Annotated in this window: 14 protein-coding genes and 1 tRNA gene; 10 read left to right on the top strand and 5 right to left on the bottom strand. The window is 54.9% G+C overall.

What is annotated here, in order from left to right; translation table 11 throughout:
* Window positions 1-62 precede the first annotated feature (62 nt).
* The 5 genes from TH2_RS00220 to TH2_RS20435 all read left to right on the top strand — a co-directional run bounded on the left by TH2_RS00220 (window position 63) and on the right by TH2_RS20435 (window position 5579).
* Entirely contained in the window at window positions 63-1907 is a 1845-nt protein-coding gene (locus TH2_RS00220) for an O-linked N-acetylglucosamine transferase, SPINDLY family protein (protein WP_238538629.1), read from the top strand.
* On the top strand, window positions 1904-3790 hold the full coding sequence (locus tag TH2_RS00215; RefSeq protein ID WP_008888367.1) for an O-linked N-acetylglucosamine transferase, SPINDLY family protein: 1887 nt from the start codon (window positions 1904-1906) through the stop codon (window positions 3788-3790). Before TH2_RS00220 ends, TH2_RS00215 begins: the two co-directional genes overlap by 4 nt.
* An 84-nt stretch (window positions 3791-3874) precedes the next feature.
* Window positions 3875-4306 carry an 8-oxo-dGTP diphosphatase MutT gene (gene mutT, locus TH2_RS00210; RefSeq protein ID WP_008888366.1) on the top strand — a complete coding sequence of 144 codons (432 nt, stop codon included), beginning with the start codon at window positions 3875-3877 and terminating at the stop codon, window positions 4304-4306.
* Window positions 4307-4368: 62 nt separating this feature from the next.
* Complete coding sequence (locus TH2_RS00205; protein WP_008888365.1) at window positions 4369-5130, top strand: competence/damage-inducible protein A; 762 nt, start codon at window positions 4369-4371, stop codon at window positions 5128-5130.
* A gap of 92 nt (window positions 5131-5222) precedes the next feature.
* Window positions 5223-5579 carry a hypothetical protein gene (locus TH2_RS20435; protein ID WP_008888364.1) on the top strand — a complete coding sequence of 119 codons (357 nt, stop codon included), beginning with the start codon at window positions 5223-5225 and terminating at the stop codon, window positions 5577-5579.
* Window positions 5580-5627: 48 nt separating this feature from the next.
* Here TH2_RS20435 and TH2_RS00195 read toward each other — a convergent pair whose 3' ends face one another.
* The 3 genes from TH2_RS00195 to TH2_RS00185 form a co-directional block, all read right to left on the bottom strand.
* Window positions 5628-5882: a hypothetical protein gene (locus TH2_RS00195; RefSeq protein ID WP_008888363.1), complete on the bottom strand. Its 255-nt coding sequence runs from the start codon at window positions 5880-5882 to the stop codon at window positions 5628-5630.
* Window positions 5883-5918: 36 nt separating this feature from the next.
* On the bottom strand, window positions 5919-6605 hold the full coding sequence (gene bluB, locus TH2_RS00190; RefSeq protein WP_008888362.1) for a 5,6-dimethylbenzimidazole synthase: 687 nt from the start codon (window positions 6603-6605) through the stop codon (window positions 5919-5921).
* A 135-nt stretch (window positions 6606-6740) separates the two neighbouring features.
* Window positions 6741-8144 carry an autotransporter domain-containing protein gene (locus TH2_RS00185; protein WP_143588674.1) on the bottom strand — a complete coding sequence of 468 codons (1404 nt, stop codon included), beginning with the start codon at window positions 8142-8144 and terminating at the stop codon, window positions 6741-6743.
* A gap of 200 nt (window positions 8145-8344) precedes the next feature.
* On the opposite strand from TH2_RS00185, the gene TH2_RS00180 reads away from it, so the two are divergent.
* The 4 genes from TH2_RS00180 to TH2_RS00165 all read left to right on the top strand — a co-directional run bounded on the left by TH2_RS00180 (window position 8345) and on the right by TH2_RS00165 (window position 12235).
* Window positions 8345-8431: transfer RNA gene (locus tag TH2_RS00180), tRNA-Leu, on the top strand.
* 295 nt (window positions 8432-8726) lie between these two features.
* A complete protein-coding gene (locus TH2_RS00175) occupies window positions 8727-11468 on the top strand; it encodes a cation-transporting P-type ATPase (protein WP_008888360.1) in 2742 nt (913 codons plus the stop codon).
* Between the two features lie 70 nt (window positions 11469-11538).
* Window positions 11539-11931, top strand: coding sequence for a hypothetical protein (locus tag TH2_RS00170; protein WP_008888359.1), 393 nt, complete (start codon window positions 11539-11541; stop codon window positions 11929-11931).
* A gap of 28 nt (window positions 11932-11959) precedes the next feature.
* Window positions 11960-12235 (top strand): DUF3572 domain-containing protein, encoded by a 276-nt coding sequence (locus TH2_RS00165; RefSeq protein ID WP_008888358.1) that lies wholly within the window; start codon window positions 11960-11962, stop codon window positions 12233-12235.
* A gap of 23 nt (window positions 12236-12258) precedes the next feature.
* Here TH2_RS00165 and TH2_RS00160 read toward each other — a convergent pair whose 3' ends face one another.
* Together TH2_RS00160 and TH2_RS00155 are read right to left on the bottom strand one after the other, a co-directional pair.
* A complete protein-coding gene (locus TH2_RS00160; protein WP_008888357.1) occupies window positions 12259-12798 on the bottom strand; it encodes a GNAT family N-acetyltransferase in 540 nt (179 codons plus the stop codon).
* Between the two features lie 38 nt (window positions 12799-12836).
* Window positions 12837-13667: an undecaprenyl-diphosphate phosphatase gene (locus tag TH2_RS00155; RefSeq protein WP_008888356.1), complete on the bottom strand. Its 831-nt coding sequence runs from the start codon at window positions 13665-13667 to the stop codon at window positions 12837-12839.
* Between the two features lie 265 nt (window positions 13668-13932).
* Between TH2_RS00155 and TH2_RS00150 the strand changes: the two genes are divergently transcribed.
* The gene (locus tag TH2_RS00150) at window positions 13933-15363 is read left to right on the top strand and encodes an NAD(P)-dependent oxidoreductase (RefSeq protein ID WP_008888355.1); all 1431 of its coding nucleotides are present in this window, start codon (window positions 13933-13935) and stop codon (window positions 15361-15363) included.
* Window positions 15364-15374 lie beyond the last annotated feature (11 nt).

The raw sequence follows: 15374 nt of genomic DNA, 5'->3' as shown, positions 1-15374 counted from the left end.
ATAGTGAGGACGAAGTCTTGACGTCGGCAGTTGAAAAGGCGCTTTCACGCGCCAAAGAAGCGATGAAAAGCAATCAGTTTGGGTTGGCCGTCTCCATCTGCGAAGAACACCTCAAAGCCGAACCAAATTCAGTCGTGTGTTGGGATATGCTGGCAAATGTCCATTTTCTGAAAAAGGATTATGAGAAGGCCACTCTCTGCTTCGAGAAGGTCGTCGAGCTTGCGCCAAAAAGCCCAAAATCCCATCAAAACCTCGGTATGTTTTATCAGAGCATCGGCAAGTTTAACGAGGCGCTACAGTGTTTTCAGCGCGCGGTTAACTGCGATACAAACTATGCCAGGGCGTATAACGGTGCCGGGAATGTTCTGGTGAACGTGGGCCAGGTTGATACTGCACAACAATATTTTGCCAAGGCCCTTCAACTTGATCCTCAATTCGCCGACGCTTACAGCAATTTTGCCCGCGTTTTCTTTATCAAGGGGCAATTTCAGGCTGCAGCACAGGGCTATGCAAAGGCGTATTCTCTTGATCCTGAGATGAAAAGTGCCTTGGCCAGCCAATATTACAGCTCGGCGATGATGTGTGATTGGTCCGGTTACAAAGAATTTTCCAAGGTCGCCAGCACATTAGGCATTGAGGGAGAAGTTGTTTCGCCATTTCCAATGCTCAAACTCGAAGATGCACCGGAAAGGCAATTGGTCAGAAGCCGCAGGCTCGTAACGTTCAATTTTGGTCACGGTGCCAAATGGCAAGGGGCGCGCCCATCCAAACGTCCGGGTAAGCTGCGTATTGGATATTTCTCGGCCGATTTTCAGGATCACGCGACGCTTGCGTTGATGATGGGGCTGCTGCGTCACCATGATCACGATAAATTCGAAATCCACGGCTTTTCATATGGGCTTATCAAGGAGAGCCGAAGCCTTGATGAGGCAAAGAATTACCTGGATAGTTTCACCGATGTCGAACGGGCATCCGATGATGAAATTGCCGAGCTTGCACGACAAAAGCAGATAGATATCGCGATTGATCTCAAAGGCCATACGAAATTGGGGCGCCTCGGAATTTTTGCACGCCGTGTCGCCCCGGTTCAGATTAACTATCTTGGCAACCCGGGGACGATCGGGGCCGACTTCATCGACTATATGGTCGTTGATAAGGTCACGGTTCCAGAAACGCACAAACAGTATCTTTCGGAAAAACCGATCTATTTGCCGTACTGTTATCAGCCTAACGATGATCAGCGCAGCATCGCCGATACAAAAACAAGCCGCGCTGATTACGGCCTGCCTGATAGCGGGTTCGTTTTCTGTAGTTTCAACAACACCTACAAAATTTCGCCGCGGGAATTTGATATCTGGATGCGGCTGCTGAACCAGGTCGAAGGTTCGGTACTTTGGTTGTTCAAGGGCAATGACTACGCGGCGCAAAACCTGCGCAAAGAGGCGCAAAAACGCGATGTCGATCCGGATCGTTTGATCTGTGCCGAAAAGTTGTCCCAATCGGAACATCTTGCCCGTCAAAAACATGGCGACCTCTTGCTTGATACCTTTAACGTCAATGCACACACAACGGCAAGTGACGCGCTTTGGGCCGGGTTGCCGCTTGTTACCCTGCCCGGAGAACAGTTTGCTGCCCGTGTGGCTGCAAGCATCCTGAGCGCTGCAAACTTACCGGAATTGATAGCAAAGGACGAAGCAGATTATGAGGCCATCGCCCTTGATCTGGCACTGTACCCTGAAAAAATTGCGGCCTTGAAGCAGAAGCTAAACGATCAGATCAAGACCTGCCCTCTGTTTGACTCAGAAGGCTACACCCGTGATCTCGAAGCAGGCTTTGAAGCAGCTTATGACCGATATCTTAGCGGATCGGCTCCCGATGACATTGAAGTGCAAAGGAAGAAGTCTTGACGTCGGCAGTTGAAAAGGCGCTTTCACGCGCTAAACAAGCGATGAAAAGCAATCAGTTTGGATTGGCTATTTCCATTTGTGAAAAGCATCTCAAGACTGAACCTGATGCAGCTGTGATTTGGGTTTTGTTGGCAAATGCCCATTCTGCCCAAAAGGATTATGAGCAGGCTTATGCTTGCTTCAAAAAGGTTGTTGATCTTGCGCCACAAAACCCGAAGTCCTATCAAAATCTTGCTGTGTTCTATCAGGGCATAGGGAAGTTCAACGAAGCCCTCCAATGCTATCAAAAAGCAGCCAGTTGCGATGCGAACTATGCCCCGGCCTATAATGGTGCGGGCATTGTTCTGATGACAGTTGGCCAACTTGATGCAGCCCAACAATATTTTGCCAAGGCGCTTCAGCTCGATCCACAGTTTGCCGACGCCTATAACAATCTTGCCCACGTATTTTTTACAACGGGACGGTTTCCTGCTGCTGCCCAAAGCTATGCCAAGGCCACTGATCTGAACCCGTATCTGACAAGTGCCTTGGCAAACCGGTTTTATAGTTTGGCAATGATGTGTGATTGGTCAGGCATTGAAGGCTTTTCACGTGTTGCCAAGACCTTGGGAACTGAGGGTGAAGATGTTTCACCCTTTTCGCTGTTGGTGCGTGAAGATGCACCGGAACGGCAATTGGCGCGGTGCCGCAAGTTCGTTTTGGCCAAATATGGCCGAGGCGCAAAGTGGCAAGGGACGGCTCCATCAAAGCGCCCATCAAAATTACGGATCGGCTATTTTTCTGCCGATTTCCATAACCATGCAACATTATCGCTGATGATGGGGATGCTCAGAAACCATGATCGCGACAAATTCGAAATCCACGGTTTCTCCTATGGCGCGATCAAACAAAGCCAAAGCCTGAATGATGCCCGGGACTTTTTCGAAAGCTTTTCAGATGTAGAACGTGCTTCTGATGCGGATATCGCGAAACTTGCCCGCGAGAAAAACATCGATATCGCCATTGATCTTAAAGGGCATACCCAGATGGGTCGAACCGGCATTTTTGCCCAACGCTTGGCACCCGTGCAGATAAATTATCTGGGATATCCCGGATCAATCGGGGCCGACTTCATTGACTACATGATTGTCGACAAGGTCACCGCGCCTGAAACGCACAAACAGTACTTTTCTGAAAAGCTGATCTATCTGCCAAATTGCTATCAGCCCAACGATGATCAGCGCCGAATTCCGGCGACGAACACAACGCGCGCTGATTTCGGTCTTCCGGAAACCGGCTTCGTATTCTGCAGTTTCAACAACACCTACAAGATAACCCCGCGGGAATTTGATATCTGGATGCGGCTTCTAAGCAAGGTGGAGGGCTCGGTTCTTTGGTTGTTCAAGGGCAACGATTACGCCGCCGAAAACCTGCGCAAGGAAGCGCAAAAGCGCGGCATTGATCCCGGCCGTTTGGTTTTTGCCGACAAGATGCCGGAACCGGAACATCTCGCACGGCACAAACATGCCGACCTGTTGCTTGATACCTTTAATGTTAACGCGCACACCACGGCGAGTGATGCGCTTTGGGCCGGCTTGCCACTCGTGACCTTGCCCGGTGAGCAATTTGCCGCTCGTGTGGCGGCCAGCATTTTGACGGCAGCCAATCTGCCTGAGCTGATTGCCAAGGATGAAGCGGATTATGAGGCCATTGCACTGGATCTGGCGCTTCATCCCGAAAAGACCGCAGCCTTGAAGCAGAAATTACAGGAACAGATCAAGACCTGTCCGCTGTTTGATACGGTTACCTATACACGAGACATCGAAGCTGCATTCGAAGCCGCATATGACCGTTATCTGAAGGGCCTTGCGCCCGATGACATTGATCTGACCCACGCAAAGTGACCGTCGATGTTTTCTGCACTTGGCGAAGGTTTGATGGCGCGATAAAACAGTGCCATGACAATACAACAACCAGATAAAGGCTGCATGTCGGTTGACCTGCGCCAGGGCAAAATCCCGGAAAAAACCGTGTTCGTCAGTGCGGTCGCACTGGTCGATATTGATCATCGCGTGCTGATCGCGCAACGCCCGGAAGGCAAATCCATGGCGGGCCTTTGGGAGTTCCCCGGTGGCAAGGTCGAGCCCGGTGAGACCCCTGAAATGGCGCTCGTGCGCGAGCTCAAGGAAGAGCTTGGCATCGATATCACCGAAAGTTGCCTCGCACCTTTTACCTTTGCGTCCTTCACCTATGACGATTTCCATCTGATGATGCCGCTTTATCTATGTCGCGTCTGGAAGGGGGAAATTACCCCGATGGAAGGTCAGAAAGTGAAATGGGTGCGTCCGGTGCGGTTGGGCGATTATCCGATGCCACCGGCCGATGTGCCGCTTGTGGCGATGTTGCGCGATTTTCTGTGAGCCATCCGCCCGTTTGTGGCGTATGAGATCGCGCATTGAAGTTTGAATGATGTTGTGGGGATATGATGTCTGATCCGGTCCGTGCCTGTCTGATTATTATCGGCAATGAAATCCTGTCTGGCCGCACCCATGACAAGAACCTGCCTTATCTGGCAGAGGAACTGAACAAGCTTGGTGTGCGACTGGCTGAAACCCGCGTCATCCCCGACATCGAAGACACCATCATTGCCACGGTCAATGAATGCCGGGCCGGGTTTGATTATGTCTTTACCACCGGCGGCATCGGCCCAACCCATGATGACATCACCTCCGAATGCGTTGCCAAGGCATTCGGCGTTGAAATCGAGCTTAATGCCGAAGCGCACGAACTGCTTAAAAGTCATTATGAAAACCCCGAAGACCTTAATGAAGCCCGCCTGCGGATGGCACGTATTCCGGTCGGGGCAGAACTGATTCAGAACCCGATTTCCAAGGCGCCGGGCTTCCGGATGGAAAATGTCTATGTCATGGCCGGGGTGCCGATGATCATGCAGGCCATGTTCCAGGGCATCAAACATCAGCTTATCGGCGGCAAGCCAATGGTATCGCGTTCGGTTGGCGGCTATATCCCCGAAGGCGCGATTGCCAAGGTGTTGGGCGAAATTCAGGCTGATTTCCCGGAAACCGACATCGGATCCTACCCCTTCCTACGCGAAGGAAAGCTAGGTACCACATTGGTGGTGCGTGGCGAGAGTGCCGATGACGTCAATCAGGCCTCAGACCGCATTCGCCTTGCCATCATCGAAGGCGGCAAGGATGTGATCGAAGATACCGGTGCTGTCTGATCACCTTGGCCAGTGGCCTTGAATTGCGTTTGATCAAGGTAATGTCTTCGGGCTGTGTCTAGAATTGTTCTGACCTTTTACGGGAAGACAACATGACCGATCAGAACCAAGACTTGCATCGTGACCCGCATAATGACGCGCGCAACAGTCAGGCCGCTCGCGAAGCCCGGTCGATTGTGAAATTCATGATCGAACACACAGCTTACGGCGGGTTTGGCGCGCTGGTGTTCGGGGCATTGGTTCTGTATTTTGATATTGGCGGGATTTACAGTCTTGCGACGTCATCGCGTGATGCGCCGATCTTTATCTTCCTGCTGTTTTTCGGCCTGTTTGTGACCTTTGGTAGCATCAGTCTGGGCATCGGGATCATGACGCTTGGCGGCTTTTCCGATGATGACCGCTATCGCGATGAACGCACCCGTAACCGCAATTCAGATGACAGAAAATAAAAAAAGGCGCCGTTTGGTGGCGCCTTTCTGGAACGATGAAAACCTGCCTTATGGCCGGTCCGCACCGGATTTCTTGGCGATCACGCGCGCAACAAGCATCCCGATGATCCAGCCCGCCAACGGCACGATGAAAATGTAATCAAACAATGGGTGGCTCGAATCCCCACCCGACGCGGCCAAAATGATCCCGACCCAACCCGCGGTCAGAAGATAGCCCATGATCTTGAAATAGACCCCGTTCGACAGCCCCTTTTTTTGCGGCGGCTGTTCGGGATTGTTCGGTTGGCTTGGTTCGCCAGACATTCGGTATTCCTTGCGTTCTGAAATATGTTTTGGCAATCAGCGTTCAAGTGTCAGCGCATCGGGATCAATGCGATCCTGCCAGCCTTCGCGCACCAGTTCGGGCACGACGTGATCTTCTTCCGGATATCCGATACAAAGATAGGCAATCAGCCGCCAATGGTCTGGCACATCAAGCGTCTTGCCAACCACATCCGGCTCAAGGATCGAAACCCAGCCAACCCCGATGCCCTTCACACGCGCGGCCAGCCAAAGCAACTGCACGGCGGCGACCGCAGAATAATCAAGCATCTCGGGCATGGTCTTGCGCCCAAGGCCCATACCGGCTTCGGTTTCTTCATCGGCAAACACGGCCAACTGTACCGGGGCCTGATCCATGCCCTGAAGCTTCAGCGACGCATAAAGCTTGGCGCGTTCGCCGTGATAGTCATTAAGCGCCTCGTTATTGGCGCGCTCGAAACTGTCGCGGATTGATTTGCGACGCTCGCGATCATTGACCTTCACAAAGCGCCATGGCTGGCAATTGCCGACCGACGGTGCAAGGCAGGCTTCCTTGATCAGATCGTCGATATCGCCCTTAGGGATCGGGTCGGTGCGAAAACGCCGGACATCGCGCCGCCAGAGCAAAAGATTGATGAACTGCTTTTGAAACGCCTGGTCAAAAACCGGCGGCGTCAGGTCCGTTTCCGGGGCGCTGTTTGTGGCAATCTGATCTGGTTTGGTCATGGCGCGGGCCTGATGAAATGCGAGGTAAATCTCAATTGTTTTGCACCCTACCTGTCAGCGTCGCTATCGCCAATAGCAAGATGATCTCATCGATCCATCACAGCCGATTTTTGCGCACCATGCGCTTAAGCAATCCTAGAACGGCACATCTATGGTCAGAAAACCGGTATAGTTGCCGTGCGAGACTTCATAACTCAGTTTTCGCCGCAACTCGAAACTGACACTGGCGGGGAAACTGCCCCATTGCTGGGTAATACCACCCCCGGTATCAAGATAAAGATTGGTGCTTTCAATGCTGACAAACGGCTCAAGCGTCATGGATGACTGTGCCACATCATGGATCAGGGAAAACTCCGATCGAATGCCGGTAATGTCCTCAGACCCGGTGGCGATATCGCGAAACCCCTGAATGCTGAGATCAAAACTCAGTGGATCATAGGCATAGTCGGCACCAGCATAATATCGCGTCGATCCGCTGCGCCCGTAATTCTGGTTCAGAAGCGATATGGTTTCGTCCTGCCCGGCAAACGGAATGATTTCATGATTGCCAAAGCCAAGGCGATAACGCGCCTCGACCGAGGCGTCAAAAAGCTGCGTGGTCGCAATGCTTCCCGGCACAAGTCCGCCACTGGTGGCGCGCGCCGCATCAACATATTCACGCGCGGTGGTGATGTCACCATCAAGCTGGATGCGCAGCGGCACCGCGCCAAACTCATAGTCGGTGCCAAAACCGATGCTGTTTGAAATGCTGGTGCTATCAAGCCGTTCGGCATAGCGCAGGTTATCTGGCACCGGGCCAATCGGGGATTGGCGAATGGTGCTTTGGCCAAGGCTGATGCTGCCGCGCAGGTTAAACCAGTCTGTCACCCGCGAGACGAAATAGGGCGACAGGGCAAGATTGTTCTCGCGATAGCCCAATTGCCGGGTACCGGATTCGCCAACCGTGCTGCCCCAGCCAACTCCGATGCCAAGCACAAGCCCGTCATCAATCAGATAATCCACACCGCTATCAATCGAGATGGTGTCGCCACTGAGGCCCGGATCATAGCCCGACCCGGTGATGCGGTTTTCAAGTTCTGAATGATTGCCCGCAAGCCAGATACTGATCGGTGCATGCACGCTGCGCGATTGGGTCGGGAACGTCCCCGCCGCACTATCAAGGTCAAGCTTGCGCGCAAGCGATGAAAGCGCATTGCGACCGGCCAGAATTTCGCTGGGCGTTGGGGTGCCCATGCCAAATTGCAGATGTTCGGTGGCCTGTTGCGGCGGAGAAAGGAAGCCATCAAACAGCAAGGGCGCGACCCGGCTGTCATATAGGTCTTCGTCCATCTTGTCATACAGGCGGTTCATGTGGCGCTGCTGATTTGCGGTCCGGGTGGTTGTCTTGTTGCGCAATACCGGTGCATCAGGCCGTGCGGCATCATCGCGGGCAAAGGCCTGCGGTATTATGGGCGGCTGGCTTATCTCCCGTCGAAGGATATAGGTAACGGCCGCCAGACAGACCGTGGCAATCACGGCAGCTTGAAAACGCCTGTGCATCTGACTTTAAACGTGACTGTTTGGGTCAGTGGTCCAGCATGGCAGACGAAAATGCACGGAATATGGAGAAACACGGGCAGTTCTGCCCCATTGCTGTTTAGCCGCGCAAAGGTGCCGATTAGCGCCAATAGAATGTTGCGTCAAAAACCAAGCCGCGCTAGAACGCTTTGCACCGGCTTTGGCCGGTCCTAACGCGCGTCGCGGGCGTGGCGAAATTGGTAAACGCAGCGGACTTAAAATCCGTCAGCCCTAAGGCTTTGCCGGTTCAAGTCCGGCCGCCCGCACCAGCGCACAGGCAAACGGACCCTGTTTACGGTCCCGGCACCAAATTGCCGAATTACTGTCATCAAATCCTCTGCTTTGTATTTCATCCTGCAAGCATCCCGGCACAGGTTTGCTGTGGGTGTTGTTTTATCCCCAATGCAGGAGAATGAAGATGGTTCACTTGATTGCCATTGGTGTCATTGCCGCCGCCGCACTGGTCGTAACCTGATGATCAATCGGTGACTTCTTGTATGAGATGCTGCAGTGCGATATGATCTGTGATGTGCGTATTCACGCCATCAACAGGCCAGCATCGCCATGAACAAAGTCGCTGCCAAAGCCACAGAACTTTCGGGTGTCCCGATCCAGCAGGACGGCGCATGGCACGCACTACCCGCCGATCAGGCCCTTGAAGATTTCCAAACAAGCCCGCAAGGCCTTGATGCAGAACAAGCATCCGAACGTCTGGCGCAATATGGTCCCAACCGGCTTGATCCGCCGCGTCGGCGTGGGCCGCTGATCCGGTTTTTGTCGCAGTTTAACAATGTGCTGATTTATGTCCTGCTGCTGGCGGCTGTCGTCACGGCGGCACTGGCACATTGGGTCGACACGTCGGTCATTCTGGCGGTGGTGGTGATCAATGCCATCATCGGTTTCGTGCAGGAAGGCCGGGCCGAAAGCGCGCTTGAAGCAATCCGTAATATGCTTTCGCTTGCCGCCATCGTCGAGCGGGCCGGGCGTAAAATCGAAATCCCCGCCGAAGACGTCGTGCCGGGCGATATCATCCATTTGCAATCGGGGGACAAGGTCCCGGCTGATGTGCGTCTGATCCGGGTCAAGGGCCTGCAAATTCAGGAAGCCATCCTGACGGGCGAATCTGTCCCCGTCGATAAGGCCGTCTCCCCCGTGGCCGCGGACGCGGCACTTGGTGATCGTTTTTCCATGGCCTATTCCGGCACCATGGTTACCCATGGGCAGGGCTGCGGCGTGGTTGTTGCCACCGGTGCCAAAACCGAAATCGGCCGTATCAGTGCGCTTTTGTCTGAAGTCACCACCCTTACCACGCCGCTACTGCGGCAAATGTCGACCTTCGGGCGTAAACTCAGTGCCGCCATCATGGCGGTGGCCTTTGTCACCTTTGCCATTGGTGTCTGGGTGCATGGGCGCGGGGCGGCTGACATGTTTGTCGGTGCGGTCGCGCTCGCCGTCGCCGCCATCCCCGAAGGCCTGCCGGCGATCATGACCATCGCCCTTGCCACCGGCGTGCAACGCATGGCCGCACGGCGTGCGATCATTCGCCGCCTGCCAGTGGTGGAGGCATTGGGATCGGTCAGTGTCATCTGCTCGGACAAGACCGGTACGCTTACGCGCAATGAAATGACGGTGCAATCCGTTGCTACCGGCAAGCATCTTTATGCTGTCACCGGCACAGGATACCGCCCCGAAGGTGGGTTTGAACTGGACGGCAAGCCGGTCACGCTCGGGGATCATCCAGGGTTGACCGAAATGGCGCGTGGGGCGTTGCTGTGTAGTGATGCCGGTCTGCATGAAACGGATGGCCAATGGTCGGTTGATGGCGATCCGACCGAAGGCGCACTGGTTGCCCTTGCCATGAAGGCGAAACTGGAACCCGGCACCGAAAACCGTCAACTGCCGCGCCACGACGTCATCCCGTTTGAATCCGAACATCGTTTCATGGCGACCCTGCATCACCATGCAGAGGGGCATGGCTTCATCTATGTCAAAGGCGCGCCGGAACGTATTTTGGGCATGTGCAGCTCGCAAGGCGGGCCGGATTATCAGGAAGTCCTGGATCGTCCCTATTGGGAAGCCCGCATGCAGGAAATGGCCGAAAATGGCCAGCGGGTGCTGGCACTTGCCTTCCGCCCGACCCATAACGGCCATCATCAGCTGGTCTTTGACGACGTCAAACAGGATCTGGTATTGATCGGCCTTTATGGCCTTGTCGATCCGCCGCGCGACGAAGCCATCGCCGCCGTTGCCAAATGCCGTGCCGCCGGGATTGCGGTTAAAATGATCACGGGCGACCATGCGATCACGGCCGGTGCCATTGCCCGGCAACTGGGCCTTGGCGATGGCGAACCTGTGGTCAGCGGCCATGAGCTTGACGGGCTTGATGATGACGCATTGCGCGCCGTCGCCCAAAAGTCCCATGTTTTTGCCCGCACCAGTCCCGAACATAAGCTGCGTCTGGTCAAGGCCCTGCAGGCAGAGGGCCATGTCGTTGCCATGACCGGCGATGGCGTTAATGACGCCCCGGCGCTTAAGCGCGCCGATGTCGGCGTTGCCATGGGCCAAAAGGGCAACGAGGCCGCCAAGGAAGCCGCCGAAATGGTGCTGGTCGATGACAATTTTGCCTCGATCGCCGCCGCGGTCGAAGAAGGCCGAACGGTTTACGACAATCTGGTCAAATCGATCCTGTTCATCCTGCCCAGCAGCGGTGGGGAGGCCCTGACCATTGTCATGGCGCTGGCCCTGGGCCAGCTGTTACCGATCACCGCGCCGCAAATCCTGTGGGTTAATATGATCACGGCGGTCACACTCGCCCTCGCGCTTGCCTTTGAGCCGGCTGAAGATAACGTCATGAAACGTCAACCGCGCAGGCGCGATGCGCCGTTACTCTCGGGCTTTCTGATCTGGCGGACGATTTTTGTCTCGCTCATTCTCGTGGCCGGTGTGTACGGCGTGTTTGTCTGGTCCCAGAACCGTGGGGCGGATATTGAAGTGTCGCGCACGGTCGCGGTCAACACGCTTGTGATGTTTGAACTGTTCTATCTGTTCAACGCGCGTTTCCTGACCGCATCGGCATTCAACAGACAAGGGCTTTTGGGCAGTCGGGCGGTGTTGATTGCGGTCGCACTGGTCGTGCTTTTCCAGCTGATCTACACCTATGCCCCGCCGATGCAGTATCTGTTTGAAAGTGTCGCCATCCCGCCGCTTGGCTGGGCGATGGCCGTCGGGGTCGGGTTCAGCGTCTTTGTGCTGGTCGAGATTGAAAAGGCTTGCCTGCGACACTGGCAGAAACGCAAGACAGGGTAATGTTTACCGGATGTAAAGCAGATGCCGCCTATCCATAACGCATCGCCGCAATCACGTGTCAGGCTGCCCTATGCCGTTACCAGACCAAGAAGACGAAGGCCCGCGCAAGAAGGAGCGGATTGGCAAATATGTTGCCCCCGAAGAGCGCGCAGCCAATATCGTCAAACAGCTTGATGAATTCCTCCGCAAGGGGCCGAGCAAGGGGCTGAAATATTCCCGTTGGCAGCAATTGGCCTGGTATGAGATCGTCGATGAAATCAAGCGCGCCGAAATGGCCCAGAAAAATCAGGACACCCTGACCAAGTCCGCCTTCCTCAGTCTGGCAATTGGCTTTGGGACGGTCGGCTTCTGGGGGCTTGTGCTGGTGGCGGGCAATGGCTTGGGCGCAATTGCCGCTGGCGTCATCGTGATTGCCGGTCTTGTTGTCTGGCGCGCCTTGTCCAAGGCAAAATGGTTCAAATAACAGTTCTATCACGCAGGCATTCGCACATATGAACAAGGAAGCAGCTGAAACTCTCGCCATTCGCGCCATCGCTCATATCGCGGGCGACGACGAATTGCTTCAGGGGTTGATCGCGCAAACCGGCATGGGGCTTGATGATCTCAAAGCCGGGATCGCCTCGAACGAGGTGCAGTGTGGTGCGCTTGAATTCCTGCTGTCACACGAACCGTTTCTGATGCGCTTTGTCGAGGAGTCGGATTACGCCCCCGAAGATCCGGCGCGCGCCCAGATCGTCCTGTCCGGCGGTCCGATCTGGCAGGACTGATCCCGGCCCGGAAAAACACCAGCCTAGGCGGTGATTAATTCAGGCGGGTTGGCAATATCGGTCAGGCTGTCAGTACGCAGCAGCCCGAAAATCACCGAATCACGAATGCCGATATGGGTTTGCCACTCGCCGCGCAGAACACCCTCGCGGGTGAAGCCCAGCTTTTCAAATGTTCTGATCGACGCGTGATTGTCCGGGTCGATATCGGCAAACACCCGGCGCGCGGTGGTGTTTTCAAACAGATACCGGATCGCGGCATAAAGACCACGTGCGGCATAATTCCGACCGCGCGCGGCCGGGGTCACCATGCAGGCCGCTTCCCAGACATCTTCGTCACGCCCGACATTATAAAGCGCAATACGCCCAAGGGCAGGTCCATCCGGTGTCTCGCAGATTACCCATGATGTAGCCTCGAACCCGGTTGTCCATTCGCGCAATTTGGCAATCGTCGCATCAAGATCGGCAAAGGCCGGGTCAGGAAGCCAGGTACAACAATCCGGATCACCAAAAATGCGGTGCAATGCGGCGCCATCTGCCGCCGGGTCAAGGGGACGTAAAAACATGTGGGGCTCTTGGGTCTGCGTTGGACGGTGGTGGTTGATCAGCTCAGGAACGGAAGGGGCGCACCGCCATAGACGTAAATCCACACCAGAAGTCCGCCGCCCAGCAAAATGCGATAGATCGCAAAGGGCGTGAAGCTGGATCGTTTCAGCCAGCTCATCAGAAGGGCGATGGCGATCAGGGCGGTGATAAATGACAGACCCGCTGCAAGAAGGACGTCTTCGGTCAGGTTGATGTCACCCGTCTGATGCAAATCGATCCCTGCCAGCAACCCGGCACCGAGAATGACCGGGATCGACATCAGCATTGAAAACTGTGCTGCGTCTGATCGTTCATAGCCCATGAAGCGCGCAGCCGTCATGGTGATGCCTGACCGGCTGGTACCCGGCACAAGGGCCAGAACCTGTGCAAGCCCGATGAACAGGGCACCGCCCCAGCGCATATGTTCAAGACGGTTGATCGTCATGCCGACCTTGTCGGCAAGCCAAAGCAAGATCCCAAAGCCAAGCGTGGTCCAGGCAATGATTTCAACAGAGCGCAGCTGTTCCTCGATCCCGGAAACCTTGAAATAGAATCCGACGGCAATCACCGGGATGGTGGCAAGTACGATATGAAGGGCAAGGCGGGCACCGGGGTTGATTCGCCCGGTAAACAGCCGGACGAATCCGCCAAGCATGGCAAACACATCACGCCAGAAATAGATCAAAACAGCAGCCAAAGTACCGACATGCACCGCAACGTCTACCAACAAACCCTGATCCGCGCTTCCGGTAAGGGCAGGGGCCAGGACAAGGTGGCCAGATGAACTGATCGGGAGAAATTCGGTGATCCCTTGAACGATCGCCAGAAGAATAATGTGCTGTAGGGTCACGCCCGCCTCTGTGGCTGTTCGCTGCAAAAACTGATCGCTTATAGCAGTTTAGCCCATTTTGGCGAAACGCATAAATAGTACCGTTATGGTACTATTGAAACAATGTTGCGGTCATTTTCCAAGGCCTCCTCTGAAAAACCGGAAAATTTGTCTGGATATTTAAGTCAGTAATATTGACCTAAATGATATTTTGTGCTGGATTCTTGCCTGTTCGACACGTATACAGAGCAAAACCCGCAACATAAAACCCTTCCAGAGGGCCGTCATGACAGAAAAGATGCTGACATTTGTTCATCTTGAACAAAAATATCCGCACAAAAGAGAAGCGTCCGAGCGCCGCACGGATTTCAACGAAATTTATGCACCGTTTGATGACAATAGTGCCGCCGATCAGTCATCGCGCTGCTCGCAGTGTGGTGTGCCATTCTGCCAGGCGCATTGCCCGCTCTATAATAACATCCCCGATTGGCTGCGCCTGACCACCGAAGGTCGCCTTGAAGAGGCTTATGCCATCTCGGCTGCAACCAACAACATGCCCGAAGTCACCGGTCGCATCTGCCCGCAGGACCGCCTGTGTGAAGGCAATTGTGTGATCGAACAGTCGACCCACGGCGCTGTTACCATCGGTTCTGTTGAAAAATACATCACCGACACCGCCTTTGCGAATGGCTGGGTGAAGCCGCCGAAACCGGCCAAGGAAAATGGCATGTCGGTTGGCATCATCGGCGGTGGTCCGGGTGGTATGGCCGCGGCCGAACAGCTGCGCCTCAAAGGATATGAAGTCCACATCTATGACCGTTATGACCGCATGGGCGGGCTGCTGGTTTATGGTATTCCGGGCTTCAAGCTTGAAAAGGATGTCGTCGAACGCCGTGTGAAGCTTCTCGAAGAAGGTGGTGTTGTCATGCACACCGAATTCGAGGTTGGCCGTGATGCGACCCTTGATGACCTGCGCAAGAAACACGACAGCGTTCTGATCGCGACCGGCGTTTACAAGGCCCGCGAACTGAAGCTGCCCGGTGCCGGCCTTGGCAATGTCTATCCGGCACTTGAATATCTGACCACGTCCAACCGCCATGGCCTGGGTGACACGGTTCCGGCTTACGAAGACGGAACACTCAATGCCAAGGACAAGAATGTTGTCGTGATCGGTGGTGGTGATACCGCCATGGACTGTGTCCGTACCGCGATCCGTCAGGGTGCCAAATCGGTTAAGTGTCTTTATCGCCGTGACCGTGCAAACATGCCGGGCTCGCAGCGCGAAGTGGCCAATGCCGAGGAAGAAGGTGTCGAGTTTGTCTGGCTGACCAACCCCGAAGCCTTTGTCGGCGATGACAAGGTAACCGGTGTGCGTGCGGTCAAGATGCGCCTTGGTGCCCCGGATGCCGGTGGCCGTCAGAGCCCGGAAATCATCGAAGGTTCAAGCTACACCATGGATGCCGACATGGTCATCCTGGCGCTTGGTTTCGAACCCGAAGACCTGCCGACCCTGTTTGATGCACCGGAACTGGGTGTGTCGCGCTGGGGCACGGTCAAGATCGACTTCCGCACCATGATGACCAATCTCGATGGCGTGTTTGCTGCGGGTGATATTGCCCGTGGTGCCTCGCTTGTGGTCTGGGCAATTCGCGATGGCCGTGATGCGGCTGACCGGATTGATGAGTATTTGCTGGCGCGCAAAGAAGCTGCTGCTTAAGCCCGCTGCCG

This window comes from Thalassospira profundimaris WP0211 (genome assembly GCF_000300275.1).
Lineage (GTDB): Bacteria > Pseudomonadota > Alphaproteobacteria > Rhodospirillales > Thalassospiraceae > Thalassospira > Thalassospira profundimaris.
Note: the sequence above shows the minus strand (reverse complement) of the source record. Positions and strands in the feature narration are given on the sequence as shown.

What these genes read in the sequence shown, in the direction of transcription:
- TH2_RS00160 (WP_008888357.1), bottom strand. Translation starts at nt 12,798, where the DNA reads ATGTTTTTACGTCCCCTTGACCCGGCGGCAGATGGCGCCGCATTGCAC.
- TH2_RS00150 (WP_008888355.1), top strand. Translation starts at nt 13,933, where the DNA reads ATGACAGAAAAGATGCTGACATTTGTTCATCTTGAACAAAAATATCCG.
- TH2_RS00205 (WP_008888365.1), top strand. Translation starts at nt 4,369, where the DNA reads ATGATGTCTGATCCGGTCCGTGCCTGTCTGATTATTATCGGCAATGAA.
- TH2_RS00175 (WP_008888360.1), top strand. Translation starts at nt 8,727, where the DNA reads ATGAACAAAGTCGCTGCCAAAGCCACAGAACTTTCGGGTGTCCCGATC.
- TH2_RS00170 (WP_008888359.1), top strand. Translation starts at nt 11,539, where the DNA reads ATGCCGTTACCAGACCAAGAAGACGAAGGCCCGCGCAAGAAGGAGCGG.
- bluB (WP_008888362.1), bottom strand. Translation starts at nt 6,605, where the DNA reads ATGACCAAACCAGATCAGATTGCCACAAACAGCGCCCCGGAAACGGAC.
- mutT (WP_008888366.1), top strand. Translation starts at nt 3,875, where the DNA reads ATGTCGGTTGACCTGCGCCAGGGCAAAATCCCGGAAAAAACCGTGTTC.
- TH2_RS00185 (WP_143588674.1), bottom strand. Translation starts at nt 8,144, where the DNA reads ATGCACAGGCGTTTTCAAGCTGCCGTGATTGCCACGGTCTGTCTGGCG.
- TH2_RS00195 (WP_008888363.1), bottom strand. Translation starts at nt 5,882, where the DNA reads ATGTCTGGCGAACCAAGCCAACCGAACAATCCCGAACAGCCGCCGCAA.
- TH2_RS00165 (WP_008888358.1), top strand. Translation starts at nt 11,960, where the DNA reads ATGAACAAGGAAGCAGCTGAAACTCTCGCCATTCGCGCCATCGCTCAT.
- TH2_RS20435 (WP_008888364.1), top strand. Translation starts at nt 5,223, where the DNA reads ATGACCGATCAGAACCAAGACTTGCATCGTGACCCGCATAATGACGCG.
- TH2_RS00220 (WP_238538629.1), top strand. Translation starts at nt 63, where the DNA reads ATGAAAAGCAATCAGTTTGGGTTGGCCGTCTCCATCTGCGAAGAACAC.